General features: G+C 70.0%; 13 protein-coding genes and 1 riboswitch. Of the genes, 6 read left to right on the forward strand and 7 right to left on the reverse strand.

Annotated features, from left to right (window positions below; translation table 11 throughout):
* Nucleotides 1–115: 115 nt before the first annotated feature.
* A complete protein-coding gene (locus E1264_RS31780) occupies nucleotides 116–1,348 on the reverse strand; it encodes a helix-turn-helix domain-containing protein (RefSeq protein WP_132179336.1) in 1,233 nt (410 codons plus the stop codon).
* Here E1264_RS31780 and E1264_RS31785 point away from each other — a divergent pair.
* The 3 genes from E1264_RS31785 (at nucleotide 1,348) to E1264_RS31795 (ending at nucleotide 3,221) form a co-directional block, all read left to right on the forward strand.
* Complete coding sequence (locus E1264_RS31785) at nucleotides 1,348–1,737, forward strand: hypothetical protein (protein WP_132179338.1); 390 nt, start codon at nucleotides 1,348–1,350, stop codon at nucleotides 1,735–1,737. The genes E1264_RS31780 and E1264_RS31785 overlap by 1 nt on opposite strands.
* The gene (locus E1264_RS31790) at nucleotides 1,734–2,132 is read left to right on the forward strand and encodes a hypothetical protein (RefSeq protein WP_207936503.1); all 399 of its coding nucleotides are present in this window, start codon (nucleotides 1,734–1,736) and stop codon (nucleotides 2,130–2,132) included. Before E1264_RS31785 ends, E1264_RS31790 begins: the two co-directional genes overlap by 4 nt.
* 525 nt (nucleotides 2,133–2,657) lie before the next feature.
* Nucleotides 2,658–3,221 (forward strand): hypothetical protein, encoded by a 564-nt coding sequence (locus tag E1264_RS31795; RefSeq protein ID WP_132179342.1) that lies wholly within the window; start codon nucleotides 2,658–2,660, stop codon nucleotides 3,219–3,221.
* 27 nt (nucleotides 3,222–3,248) lie between these two features.
* Here E1264_RS31795 and E1264_RS31800 read toward each other — a convergent pair whose 3' ends face one another.
* Nucleotides 3,249–3,701, reverse strand: coding sequence for a GNAT family N-acetyltransferase (locus E1264_RS31800; protein ID WP_132179360.1), 453 nt, complete (start codon nucleotides 3,699–3,701; stop codon nucleotides 3,249–3,251).
* A 157-nt stretch (nucleotides 3,702–3,858) separates the two neighbouring features.
* On the opposite strand from E1264_RS31800, the gene E1264_RS31805 reads away from it, so the two are divergent.
* Nucleotides 3,859–4,188, forward strand: coding sequence for a WhiB family transcriptional regulator (locus E1264_RS31805; RefSeq protein ID WP_132179344.1), 330 nt, complete (start codon nucleotides 3,859–3,861; stop codon nucleotides 4,186–4,188).
* A gap of 70 nt (nucleotides 4,189–4,258) precedes the next feature.
* Entirely contained in the window at nucleotides 4,259–4,882 is a 624-nt protein-coding gene (locus E1264_RS31810) for a rhomboid family intramembrane serine protease (RefSeq protein WP_132179346.1), read from the forward strand.
* Here the strand turns inward: E1264_RS31810 and E1264_RS31815 are convergent.
* From E1264_RS31815 to E1264_RS31835, 5 genes are all read right to left on the reverse strand, one after another.
* Nucleotides 4,869–5,615 carry an SDR family oxidoreductase gene (locus E1264_RS31815; RefSeq protein ID WP_132179348.1) on the reverse strand — a complete coding sequence of 249 codons (747 nt, stop codon included), beginning with the start codon at nucleotides 5,613–5,615 and terminating at the stop codon, nucleotides 4,869–4,871. The genes E1264_RS31810 and E1264_RS31815 overlap by 14 nt on opposite strands.
* A 75-nt stretch (nucleotides 5,616–5,690) precedes the next feature.
* On the reverse strand, nucleotides 5,691–7,160 hold the full coding sequence (locus E1264_RS31820; protein ID WP_132179350.1) for a hypothetical protein: 1,470 nt from the start codon (nucleotides 7,158–7,160) through the stop codon (nucleotides 5,691–5,693).
* A gap of 73 nt (nucleotides 7,161–7,233) precedes the next feature.
* Nucleotides 7,234–8,019, reverse strand: coding sequence for a sporulation protein (locus E1264_RS31825; RefSeq protein WP_132179352.1), 786 nt, complete (start codon nucleotides 8,017–8,019; stop codon nucleotides 7,234–7,236).
* A 137-nt stretch (nucleotides 8,020–8,156) separates the two neighbouring features.
* Nucleotides 8,157–8,480, reverse strand: coding sequence for a multidrug efflux SMR transporter (locus E1264_RS31830; RefSeq protein WP_132179354.1), 324 nt, complete (start codon nucleotides 8,478–8,480; stop codon nucleotides 8,157–8,159).
* Between the two features lie 32 nt (nucleotides 8,481–8,512).
* Nucleotides 8,513–8,575, reverse strand: a riboswitch (guanidine-III (ykkC-III) riboswitch).
* Nucleotides 8,576–8,623: 48 nt separating this feature from the next.
* A complete protein-coding gene (locus E1264_RS31835; RefSeq protein WP_132179356.1) occupies nucleotides 8,624–9,961 on the reverse strand; it encodes a UDP-glucose/GDP-mannose dehydrogenase family protein in 1,338 nt (445 codons plus the stop codon).
* Nucleotides 9,962–10,160: 199 nt separating this feature from the next.
* On the opposite strand from E1264_RS31835, the gene E1264_RS31840 reads away from it, so the two are divergent.
* A complete protein-coding gene (locus E1264_RS31840; RefSeq protein ID WP_132179358.1) occupies nucleotides 10,161–11,990 on the forward strand; it encodes an acyl-CoA dehydrogenase in 1,830 nt (609 codons plus the stop codon).
* The last annotated feature ends 100 nt before the right edge of the window (nucleotides 11,991–12,090 follow it).

Raw genomic sequence — 12,090 nt, forward strand, 5'->3', positions numbered from 1 at the left:
CCCCCGAACGGGCGATCCCTATCCCCTCCAAGACTGGATCACCAAGACCGATCACGAACATCCCGCATTCACGGGCGATCCACCTCATCAACGTCCAGGACGTCCGTCATGGCGATCAACCGGGGATGGTGCAGAAGGTGCGGTAGGCGTCCTTCAGGTCTTCGGCCTCCGGGACGTCCAAGGCGTCCACAGCGGTGATCACCTCGGTGGCGCGCCAGTAGGTGGACGGGACGAGCCGACCGCTCGTCACGGCTTCCAGTGCGGTGTGCGCCGCCTCGGCGGGCTCGTCCGCTGCGAGGAGGGCCAGGGCCAGATCCAGGCGAGCGGCCGCCGCGCGCCGCGGACGTACGGGCCCCGCGTCCGGCGCCTGGAGCCTGCTCAGCACACCGCGCGCACAGGCCACGGCTGCGGGGTCGCCCAGCCATGACAGTGTCGTGGCCGTGTAGGCGTCGCTCTTGGCGGGGTCGTAGCGATAGTGGTGCTCTGGACGGTCGGGCATGGGCAGTGGCGCCACGAGGCGCTCGACCCTGGCGAGGGCATCGCGTGTCTCCGCTCCAGCGCCGAGCCGCGCCCATGCTCGCCCTTCCTGAGCGGTGGCCTGGATGAACGCCGAGCTGCCGTGTGGTGCGACGTCCTGCGCGTCCTTGGCCAAGGCGACGGCTTGGCGGAAGTTGCCTTCGGTGACGGCGTCCCATGCCCGCGTCTCCAGCGCCCAGGCGCGGATCTCCGCATGTCCGGCGTGGTCCGCGAGGTCCGCGGTGGTCCGGAGGCGCACCTCCGCGACGGTCCGGTGACCGAGGTCGATGTCGCACGTCGCCGCCAGCAACGAGAGCCATCCGGCGATCACAACGAGCCGCCGCCGCTGCATCAGCGTCATCCGCGCGTCCATGAGCCGCGCGACGTACTCCAGGTGCCGCCGCGTCCGGCCCAGAAGGTCGGCAGGGGCTGAGCACGGATAGGCGGCCGCCAGCTCGTCCACGGCCATCTCCAGCGCGACCAGTGTTTCCTCGCCGACGTCGCTGGCCGCCACGCGCCGTGCCAGCTCCACGGCGTCCAACCCGTCATCGGCCTCACGCACGTCGAGTGCTGGAGGCGCGGGCATGGGAAACAGAACGTGCTCCGGGATGTCGAGGGCGGCGGCGTAGAGGAGGCGGTAGCGAGGGCCTACGGCATGTTCGCCAGCCTCATGACCGCGGATCGTGCGCTCGAGGTCTTTCAGCCGGGGGAGGCGCTGCGCGACCCGACGCGGTGCCACATCGCGGAAGAGTTCAGCCAGGTCGGCGACCGTCAAGCCACGCGCCTTGCGTTCGGCGCGCAGCCGCGCGCCGATCCGCTGTTTCTCGGACATTGCCGCTGCACCTCGCCTCGGGATATCCGCTGGACGGCTGGTATCCGCCCTCACCCGTGATTATCACGGTGACCTATCACGCCCGTCACCGATTCACTGACAGTGACCGAATCGCCACTTATGGAGGGCTGGTCGTGGGAGTGAAACAGGTGAGCGGACCGCCGCTTTATACGTGGGACGTCGCGGAGGGCGCCTGTGGGGTGACCGGGGATCGGGACGCGGCGATCCAGCAGGTGCTGCTAGGACTCGAGACGGCCGCGCCGGGGACACGGGGGGCGGTGCGGCGCGTTGCGGTCTCGATGAGCGGCCGGGTGGAGTATCTGCGGCTCGGCGTGGTCGTCGAGGGCGGGCGCGATGCGCGAACCGGAGGCGTGGTGTGGGTGCTGTGACGGTGCTCGCGGGTGCGCGCCGGGCGGTCGGACGGTGGCAGGCCGTCCTGCGCTGGCGGACGCTCATCGGGGACGAGGCGGCGGTGCGGAACCTGGAACTCCTGTCGGTCGCGCTGAGGCCGATCGGCTGGCGGTGTGTGGAACTGTACGAGAGGCCGGAGTTCGGGTTCCCGGTGCCGTTGCTGTGGGTCTACGCAAGTGGCGCGGCGGATGACGTCGGGGCCGTGGTGACCGTCCGCGCGACACCGGGTGCCACATGGGGCTACTTCGAGGCGGGGAAGGGGCGTGGCGGGTTCCTGTCCCCGTGTGGTGACGCCAAAGCCGCGGCGGAGCGACTGGACCGGTTGTTGAAGTACCGGATGTTCCCCAACATTGAATGGACCTGGACTCGGTAAAGCGGTCTGGCCGGGGCGCCGATCGCGGCGGAGACCGTCGAGAACCGGGACGGCCTGACGAACCGGGCCCGGTCGAGGGTCAGGGGCAGATCCAGCAGTAGAGGCGGGCGCCTCGGGCCACGGCGCGGTCGGCGAGGGCGGACAGTTGCTCCAGGAAAGCGGCGAGGTCGTCTGGGGCGGCCGGGTAGTAGAAGGTGTCCTCGGTGTTCGCCCCGCCTCGGCGGGTGCCAGTTCCACGACCGGATCGATGCCCTTGATGACCAGCTGGTCGTCGCCGGTCCCGCTGGGCTGCCCGTTGTCGCGGACGATCGCCCGGACGGCGTCGTCGTCATCGGCGGCGGCGAAGTATCCGTACAGGACTCCCATGGCCCCGGATCCTCGCACCTCCCGCTGACAATCGGTGAATGCGCCCGGGCCGAGTGCGCGGCCGACGGCGATTGCCGACACTCGCCCACAAATCGAATGTTTGCCCTAAGAAAGGCCCGGCCATTCGGGAAATGCTGATCTTGGGTTACGCTTTTTTGTATGGAGCAAGAGGACGACGACCCTCGGTCCGACAATTCTTCCAACTCGCAAAGAAGCAGACTGAAGATCGCCGTCGAGATCAGTGCGATTTGCACCGCGGCGGCGAGCCTGCTGGTCGCGTTCACTCCGGTCGGCGAGTCCGCCTACCGGTGGGCTTTCCCGGCCGAGGGGGCGCGCCCGAAGGCCAGTGCGCGCGCCGAGCCCGCGGCGCGTCCCGACCCCCTGGCCTGCCCATATCCGGACGCGGTCTGCCTGTGGTCGTCCCTCGACAGGGAGCCCTTCGTCTGGAGGCCGCGCGAGGGCAGGAAGGCGTTCTCGGACTACGACCCGGCCCGCATCCCTGGGCTCACCGATCACCTGGCCGCCTTTGTCGCGAATGTTGACGCGTGCTTCATCGACACCGCGGGTGATCAGACCCGTGACTATCACAGCGTCATGCAGGTCCATGCCGTGACCAAGAGAACAGGGTTTCTCGACGGCTACGGAATGCGCGCTGATCAGATAGCGCCGCCCGAGGTCTGCACCGGAAAAAGCCAGAAAATCCACGACCTGTGGCCGAAGTGACGTACACCGCCGGCTGACACGAGGCGCTCAGGTGAGGTGGTACTTCATGCCCATGTGGGACGGGCGGAAGCCGATCTTCTGGTAGAAGCGCACGGCGTCGGGGCGCTGGCGGTCGGTGGTGAGCTGGACGACGCGGCAGCCGCGGGCGCGGGCCTGGTCGATGGCCCAGTTGATCATGTCCTGGCCGAGGCCGCGGCCGCGCTGGGAGGAGGCGACCCGGACGCCCTCGATCTGGGCGCGCTCGCTGCCGGTGTAGGTGAGGCCGGGGATGAAGGTCAGCTGCAGCGTCCCGGCGATCTCGCCGGCGACCTCGGCGACGATCACGGAGTTGTTCGGATCCTTCTCGATGGCGGCGAAGGCCGTGAAGTACGCGTCCGGAATCTCGGTCCCCGGTGTTTCGCGGGTGGCTCCCAGGGGATCGTCGGCGAGTAGCCGGACGATCTGGGGCAGATCGTCCGCCGTAGCCTCGCGGAAGGTCACTTCTTGATCACGCTGCACACGTCACAGGCTATCCGGGCGCTAACTTGCAACGTTCACGAACGTCTTGTAGTACTACATCTTGTAGTACTACGTTGAGTGGAGACCACCTCGAGCGAGCCGAACTGCCGGTGGTCTCGTCGCCGCGCAGGGAGATCCGATGCACCACACCGAGAACGAAGAACACTGGAGTGACCACGCCATCTGCCGCGGTGCCGATCCCGATCTCTTCTTCCCGATCGGCTACTCCGTACCGGTACTGCAGGCACAGGAGGACGCCGCCAAGGCGATCTGCGCGAACTGCCCCGTGAAGGCCGAGTGCCTCGCGTGGGCGCTGCGCGTCGGCGAGCCCGACGGCATCTGGGGCGGGACGACGCCGGAGGAGCGCCGCTACCTGCGCCGTACGGCCGACGCCCCCGCGCGGCGGCCCCTCCCCGTCATCGTCGTGCGGGGTGACGCGTCCGAGCCGGAGCACGCCTCCGCCGCCTGAGCCACGCTGGCACGTTCCGGACGTTTCGCGCGTTGGCCGTACGAGGGCGTCCAGATTTACGGTGGCTGACATGAGCTATATCCCGGAGAAGCGTCGTTCCGACGGGCTCGCCAAGCACGGGACGCGCGCGCTGGCGTCGGCGGTCCTGATCGGGTCCGTGACCGCGGTGATGTGGGTCCTGGAGCTGTTCGACCACGCGTCCGACGGATGGTTCGACCGGTTCGGGATCCAGCCGCGCGACGTCAACGACCTGCCGGACATCTTCACCGCGCCGTTCATGCACGGCGGGCTCGGGCACCTGATGGCCAACACGGTCCCGTTCGTCGTGCTGGGGTTCATCGCGGCGGCGCGCGGCATCGCGAAGTTCCTCGTCATGAGCCTGATCGTCATCGTGGTCGGCGGGCTCGGGGTGTGGTTCACCAGCTCCGCCAACACGCTCGGATCGAGCATCCTGATCTTCGGCTTCTTCGGCTACCTGGTGGGGCGCGGGATCTTCGAGCGGCGGCTGGTCGACATCGCCATCGCGGTCGCCGTCGTCGCCGTCTACGGGACGATGCTGTTCGGCGTCATCCCCGGCGACGCGGGCATCTCGTGGCAGGGCCACCTGTTCGGGCTGATCGGCGGCGTGCTGGGCGCCTGGATCCTGCGCCGCGCCACCACCGGCCGCGACAGCGCGGGGGCTAGCTCGGCCTGACGGTGACGTCGGAGACCACCGCGTCGCGCGGCATCTCCAGCGTGGACACCAGGACGCGCGCCACGGTCGTGGGGGCGGCGAAGTCGTCCTCTGCGTAGGGGTGGCCTTCCTGGGCGCGGACCTTCCGCTGCATCTCCGTGGCCGTCCGTCCTGGGTAGACGGTCGTGACGCGCAAGGACGGCTCCTCGGCGCGCAGCGAATCGGCCAGCGCGCGCAGGCCGAACTTGCTCGCCGCGTACGCCGACCACTCCGGCTTGGCGCGCAGCCCCGCGGTCGAGTTCACGAAGACGATGTGACCTTCGGCGGAGCGCAGCGCGGGCAGCAGCAGGCGCGTGATCTCCGCGGCGGACACCAGGTTGACCGACAGGTGCTGGATCCACTCGTCCGCCTCCAGGTCGGCGACCGGCGCGAGATGGACCATGCCCGCCGCGTGGACGACGCCGTCCAGCCGCGAGGGAAGCCCGGCCCCCGCGAGGGACGCCTCGATGCGGAGCGGCTCGGTCAGGTCCACCGGGATCGTCGTGATGGACGCGTCGTGCCGCGCCGAGGCGACCGCGTTCGGGTCGAAGACCTGGGTGGGGGCGTGCGCGCCGCCGCGCAGCCGCCCGGCCAGCTCGTCCAGGCGCCGCGCCGAGCGGCCGAGCAGGACGAGGTCGTGCCCGCGCTCGCGGAGCAGCTCCGCGACCGCCGTCCCGATGCCGCCGGTCGCCCCCGTGATCAGATACGTGCCCATGCCGTCCCATTCTCGTGGATGCCCTGTCCGTGTGGACGCCCGGGGCCGCGCCCGAGTTCGCGGCCGGGGTCCGGCTCAGTTCGGGCTGGACGCCGGGCGCAGCACGCGGGTCGCGCCCGTGATGAGCGCGGTCGCGAGGACCCAGCCCGTCGTGACCAGCCCGTACGCCACCCACCGCGACCAGTTCACGGCGTCGTACGACAGCTGCTGCCCGAACGTGTCGAGCGGGATCAGCAGGTCGAGCGTGTAGATCAGCGCGTGGAACGCGGGCAGCTCGTTCCCGGGCTTGACCGGGCGCGGTTCCTCGATGGAGAACACCGTCGTGCCGATGGCGAGCAGGGCCGCGAACCAGGCGAACGCCAGCCAGGGACGGTAGCCGTACCCGACCGTCCAGTCGAGGAGCTGGTTCCAGGCCCGGCCGACGGGGTGCAGATGGCGGCGGCGCGCCCGGAGCTTGGCGAGCTGCACCTTGCGGGCGAGGTCGTCGTGGCCGATGCCGTGGTACCAGGCGGCGAGCTGCTCGTACGGCTGGAGGTGGAACTCGGGGTCGCGGGACACCCAGCTCAGCCGGTCCTTGAACTCGGCGCCGCGCAGCGTCTCGTACGTCATGCCGTTCAGGTACAGCTCGTCCGGCCACACGGACGGATGGTCCATGATCAGCGCGATCCGGGAGTACGACAGCGACACCCGGCCCTTGATCTTCTCCTCCGGCCACAGGAGCAGCTCGTCGGCCTGGAGGTGGCTCGCGTGCAGCGCCATCCGCGCCGGGTCGCCGGAGTCGAGCCGCGCCTTGGAGAACGACAGGATGCCGTTGAAGCGGGCGCTGCGCAGCCGGACGGTGCCGAGTGCGGAGAAGCCGCGGCTGAACTCGGCGGTGTCCTCGACCATCATGTTCTGCGCGTCCAGGGCGATGCGGCCGGGATTGACCAGGCTGGTGCCCTCCATGAACAGCCCGCCGCTCAACCGCGCCCCGACCAGCCGCATCCCGCCGGTGATGACCGAGTTCCGGACGAACATCCCGACGTCGACGACGAGGCCGCCGCTGAACATCGCCCAGGACTCCGGGTCCGGCGCGGTGATCGTCGTCCCGTTCATCCGCAGGCCGCCGCCGATCTGCGCGCGCGGCAGCTTGACCGTGCCGTCGATCCGCGACCCGGACATGCTGACGTAGCCGTCCGCGCGGAGCCCGCCGCCGTCGAACCCGGGCATCCAGCAGTTCTTGAACCGCAGCTGGCGGGTCTCGGTGTTGGAGAAGTCGGGTTCCTCGACGAGCCGGCACGCGTCCAGCAGCAGCTCGTGCTCGATGGTCCCGCCCGAGACGTCCAGCCGCCCGAGGATGTAGGCGCCGCGCAGGCGGACGGCGGCCACCGCGCCGGGACGGGTGTCGCCCGCGCCGAGCAGCAGCCGGGTGATGATCTCGGCGCGGACCATCCGCTCGGGCAGCGGACCGGTGGGACGGTCGTCGCCGAGCACGACCGTCGCGCCGGTGGGGAACGCGGCCCAGAGGCGTCGTTCGGCGTCGTTGAGTCCGGGGGGCTGGGGCACGGACACTCTTTCTACGCGGAGATCCCCTCTGCGATCAACGTCGCAGAGGGGATCCCGAGAGCGGCAGGACGGTTTAGAAGAAGCCGCGGCGGCGTCCGGCGTCCCGGAGGAAGCCGTCGAGCTGCTGCTCCCAGTTCGTGTTCTCGACGGTCGCGTAGTCGACGGTGAACCGGCTGAACGCGTCACGGCCCTCGGTGAAGGCGCCGCCGCGCTTGTCGAGCTCCAGCACGACCTCCATCGACTGCGGGTACGACACGAACGTCACTTCGAGCTGCTTGATGCCGCGCGCGTACGTGCCCGGAGGGTAGAACTCGATCTCCTGGTAGAACGGCAGTTCCTGGTGGACGCCCCAGATGCGCCCCTTCTCGCAGTCGGCGTTGCGGAACTGGAAGCCGAGGTTGGAGAACGCGGCGAGGATGCGCTCCTGCGCGGGCAGCGGGTGCACGGCGATCGGGTCGAGGTCGCCCGGGTCGATCGCGCCCGCGACCTCCAGCTCGGTCGCGAGACCGACCGTGGTGCCGCGCAGCGGCTGCCCGTACATGTGGGTGAGCGGCGCCTCCCACGGGATGGCGAACTGGAACGGGATGCTGTGCCGGGCGCCGTCGTCCAGCTCGAACGCACCGGCCACCGGCAGCTTCGCGTACTCCAGGTTGGACGTGTACTCGTTGTCGCCAGACTCGATCTCGACCCGGGTGCGCAGCGCGAGGTTCACCGACTTGATGTCGGAGTCGTGCTGGCCGCCGATGATGGTGATCTCGCCGGTGATGGCACCACCGGGCCTGGTGTTCGGGTCGTGCAGGGTCGTTTCGATCGACGGGCCGCCGATGCCCATCGCCTGACGCAGCTTCTTGAAGACCAAGGTCCGTCCTCCCGTTTCCGAGCACTCCGGGCGCTTCCGTCCCCTACGTCCGGGCGCCCACGTCCCATAGACGCTGTTACGGGAGATTACGTTCCTGGGTGTGGTCGTGACCTGGGAATCGCCGCGCAAAACGGCCGTCAGTGGCCACCTCCGGCGAGGTTGAGGCCGACGACGCCGACCAGGATGAACGCCAGCGCGGCGATCTTGAGCGCGGACACCTGGTCGCCGAGGAAGAGCATGCCGAGCGTCGCCGTCCCGACCGCGCCGATCCCGACCCACACCGCGTAGGCGGTTCCGACGTCGAGGTTCTTCAGCGCCAGGCTGAGCAGCCCGAAGCTGGTCACGGCGAAGACGAGGAAGCCGATGGACGGCAGCGGCTCGGTGAAGCCCCTGCTGCCCTTCAGGCACAGGGCCATCGCGACCTCGAAGAGGCCGGCGGCGATGACGAGGATCCAGGGCATGGTCACCCTCCCGGGGACGAGACGGCTGCTGTCACGCGCCGTCTTCGCCTGCCGGGTACGACGCACCTCGTCCGGGAGGGCCACGGGCCCTCGCCAGCGTCAACGGCCCCGTGCCGGAGGACATTCCTGGCGACCGGGAGTGATCAGGATCGGCCGAGGGCGCGGTACTCCCAGCCCGCGGCGCGCCATTGCGCCGCGTCGAGGGCGTGCCGACCGTCCACCATCCGCTTGTGCCGGACGACCTGCGCCAGCGCCTCCGGACGCACCTCCCGGAAGTCCGACCACTCGGTCAGCAGCACGACGACGTCGGCGTTCCCCGCCACGTCGAACGCGCTGTCGCCGTAGCGCAGCTCGGGGAACGCGCGGCGGGCGTTGTCGAGCGCCGCCGGATCGTAGACGCGGACGTCGCCGCCGAGGCCGTGCATGGTGCGGGCCACGTCCAGCGCGGGAGCGTCGCGGACGTCGTCGGAGTTGGGCTTGAACGCGGCGCCCCACACGGCGATGCGCCGGCCCGCGAGGTCGCCGCCGAGCGCCTCGCGGACGAGGTCGACGGTGCGCGCGCGGCGCCGCCGGTTGATCTCGTCCACCTGGCGCAGGAACGACACGGCGTGCCCGACACCGATCTCCTCGGCGCGGTGCGCGAACGCCCGGATGTCCTTCGGGAGGCAGCCGCCGCCGAAGCCGAGGCCCGGACGCAGGAACCTGCCGCCGATGCGGTCGTCGAGCGCGAGCGCGTCGGCGAGGTCCTTGACGTCGGCGCCGACGGCCTCGCACACCTCCGCCATCGCGTTGATGTAGGAGATCTTGGTGGCGAGGAAGGAGTTGGCGGCGACCTTGACGAGCTCGGCGGTGGCGAGGTCCGTGCGGACCACGGGGGTGCCGAGGTCGAGGAGGGGCTTGAACGCGGCGCGCAGCCGCTCGTCCGCCCAGCCGGACGCGACGCCGAAGACCAGCCGGTCGGGACGCATGGTGTCGTCGACGGCGAAGCCCTCGCGGAGGAACTCGGGGTTCCAGGCGAGCTCGACGTCGGCGCCTGCGGGAGCGAGGTCCTGGACAACGCCGGTGAGGCGCCGCGCCGTCCCGACCGGCACCGTCGACTTTCCGACGACGAGGGCGCGGCGGCGCAGGAGCGGGGCGAGGGAGCGGACGGCGTCGTCGACGTAGGTGAGGTCGGCGGCGTCCGAGCCGGGGAGCTGGGGCGTGCCGACGCAGAGGAAGTGGACGTCGCCGAAGTCGGCGGCCTCCGCGTAGGACGTGGTGAACCGGAGCCGGCCCGAGTCGAGAGCCTTGGTGAGCAGCTCGGGCAGACCGGGTTCGAAGAACGGGACCTCGCCGGACGCCAGCCTGCCGATCTTGTGCCGGTCGACGTCCACGCCGAGGACCTCGAAGCCGAGCGCGGCCATGCAGATGGCGTGCGTGGCGCCGAGGTAGCCGGTCCCGATGACGGTCAGTCTCGGGACCTCCGCCTCCCTGTGTTTCATGTGCACCTCCTCGTTCTGCCGCGGGTGAACTGCTGTCGCGGGGGGTTCGGGGTGTGATCGTGCACACGATCTTCCCACCGAACGCCCCGGGGGTGTTCGACGTCGGTTACCAGCGGGTAGCATGAGGATGAGTTACCGACGAGTAAATGCAGCGGGACCGGTAGCCGCCGGGGCTCCGCCGGACGACACGGAGGCTCGCATGGGCCACTACAAGAGCAACCTCCGCGACCTGGAGTTCAACCTCTTCGAGGTGTTCAGGCGCCAGGACCTCCTCGGCTCCGGCCCCTACGAGGACTTCGACGAGGACACCGCCCGCAGCGTCCTCGACGAGGTCGCCCGGCTCGCCGAGGGCCCGATCGCCGCGTCCTTCGAGGACGCCGACCGCCACCCCCCGGTCTTCGACCCCGCAACCGGCGCCGTCACCCTGCCCGAGGGGTTCAAGAAGTCCTTCAAGGCGTGGATGGACGCCGAGTGGTACCGGCTCGACCTCGTGCCCGAGCTCGGCGGCAGCCGCGCCCCGCGCTCCCTGATCTGGGCGGTCGCCGAGCAGGTGCTCGGCGCGAACCCGGCCGTCTACATGTTCGCGTCCGGCCCCGGCTTCGCGCAGATCCTCTGGCACATCGGCACGCCGGAGCAGAAGCGGTTCGCCGAGCTGGCCCTTGAGCGGCAGTGGGGCGCCACGATGGTGCTGACCGAGCCGGACGCCGGATCGGACGTCGGCGCGGGCCGGGCCAAGGCCGTCCAGCAGCCGGATGGGACGTGGCACATCGAGGGCGTCAAGCGCTTCATCACCTCGGCCGAGCACGACATGGCCGAGAACATCTTCCACCTGGTGCTGGCCCGTCCGGAGGGCGCGGGGCCCGGCACCAAGGGGCTGTCGATGTTCCTCGTCCCCAAGTACCTGGTCGATCTGGAGACCGGGGAGCTGGGCGAGCGCAACGGCGTGTACGTGACGAACGTCGAGAAGAAGATGGGCCTCAAGGTCTCCACGACCTGCGAGCTGACCTTCGGCGAGAAGCACCCGGCGGTCGGCTACCTGGTCGGCGACGTCCACGAGGGAATCAAGCAGATGTTCCTCGTCATCGAGTACGCGCGGATGATGGTCGGCACGAAGGCCATCGCCACCCTCTCCACCGGGTACCTCAACGCCCTGGATTACGCGAAGGAGCGCGTGCAGGGCGCGGACATGACGCAGATGACCGACAAGACCGCCCCGCGCGTGACGATCACCCACCACCCGGACGTCCGGCGCAGCCTCATGACGCAGAAGGCGTACGCGGAGGGCATGCGCGCGCTGGTGCTGCTCACCGCGTCCTACCAGGACGCCGTGCAGATCGCCGAGTTCGAGGGCCGCAAGGACGAGACCGCCGAGAAGCTCAACGACCTGCTGCTGCCGATCGTGAAGGGCTTCGGGTCCGAGCGGGCGTACGCGCTGCTCGGCGCCGAGTCGCTGCAGACGCTCGGCGGCTCCGGCTTCCTCCAGGACTATCCGGTCGAGCAGTACATCCGCGACTCCAAGATCGACACGCTGTACGAGGGCACCACCGCCATCCAGGGCCAGGACCTGTTCTTCCGCAAGATCCTCCGGGACAACGGCGAGGCGCTGAAGGTGCTCGCCGGGGAGATCAGGGCGTTCGCCGACTCGGGCGCCGGCAACGGGCGGCTGAAGAACGAGCGGGCGCTGCTCGGCCGGGCGCTGGACGACGTCCAGGGCATCATCGAGCCGATGACGGCGTGGGCGTTCGGCTCGATGGAGAACCCGAAGGAGCTGTACAAGGTCGGGCTCAACACGTCCCGGCTGCTGCTCGCGCTCGGCGACCTCATCGTCGGCTGGCTGCTCTGCCGCCAGGCCGAGGTCGCGCTCGCCGCGCTGGCCGACGCCTCCGGCCCGGACGAGGCGTTCTACACCGGCAAGGTCGCGGCCGCGCAGTTCTTCTGCCGGACCGTCCTGCCGCGGCTGGCATCGGAACGCGCCATCGCCGAGGCCACCGATCTGGACGTGATGGAGCTGCCCGAAGCGGCGTTCTGACCCTCTGATCGTTTTGCGTCGCGGGCCCTCGCTGGGGTATTGGCGGGGGCCCGCCGCGTGTCGCTACTGTTGGCGCGTCCGCCCCCGCCCGGGCTCCCCC

It is taken from the genome of Actinomadura sp. KC216 (assembly GCF_004348535.1).
GTDB lineage: Bacteria > Actinomycetota > Actinomycetes > Streptosporangiales > Streptosporangiaceae > Spirillospora.

Bases quoted from the DNA above. Each gene is read 5' to 3' on its own strand.
- E1264_RS31810 (WP_132179346.1), top strand. From the start codon at position 4,259: ATGAGCTATATCCCGGAGAAGCGTCGTTCCGACGGGCTCGCCAAGCAC.
- E1264_RS31795 (WP_132179342.1), top strand. From the start codon at position 2,658: ATGGAGCAAGAGGACGACGACCCTCGGTCCGACAATTCTTCCAACTCG.
- E1264_RS31815 (WP_132179348.1), bottom strand. From the start codon at position 5,615: ATGGGCACGTATCTGATCACGGGGGCGACCGGCGGCATCGGGACGGCG.
- E1264_RS31780 (WP_132179336.1), bottom strand. From the start codon at position 1,348: ATGTCCGAGAAACAGCGGATCGGCGCGCGGCTGCGCGCCGAACGCAAG.
- E1264_RS31805 (WP_132179344.1), top strand. From the start codon at position 3,859: ATGCACCACACCGAGAACGAAGAACACTGGAGTGACCACGCCATCTGC.
- E1264_RS31835 (WP_132179356.1), bottom strand. From the start codon at position 9,961: ATGAAACACAGGGAGGCGGAGGTCCCGAGACTGACCGTCATCGGGACC.
- E1264_RS31830 (WP_132179354.1), bottom strand. From the start codon at position 8,480: ATGCCCTGGATCCTCGTCATCGCCGCCGGCCTCTTCGAGGTCGCGATG.
- E1264_RS31840 (WP_132179358.1), top strand. From the start codon at position 10,161: ATGGGCCACTACAAGAGCAACCTCCGCGACCTGGAGTTCAACCTCTTC.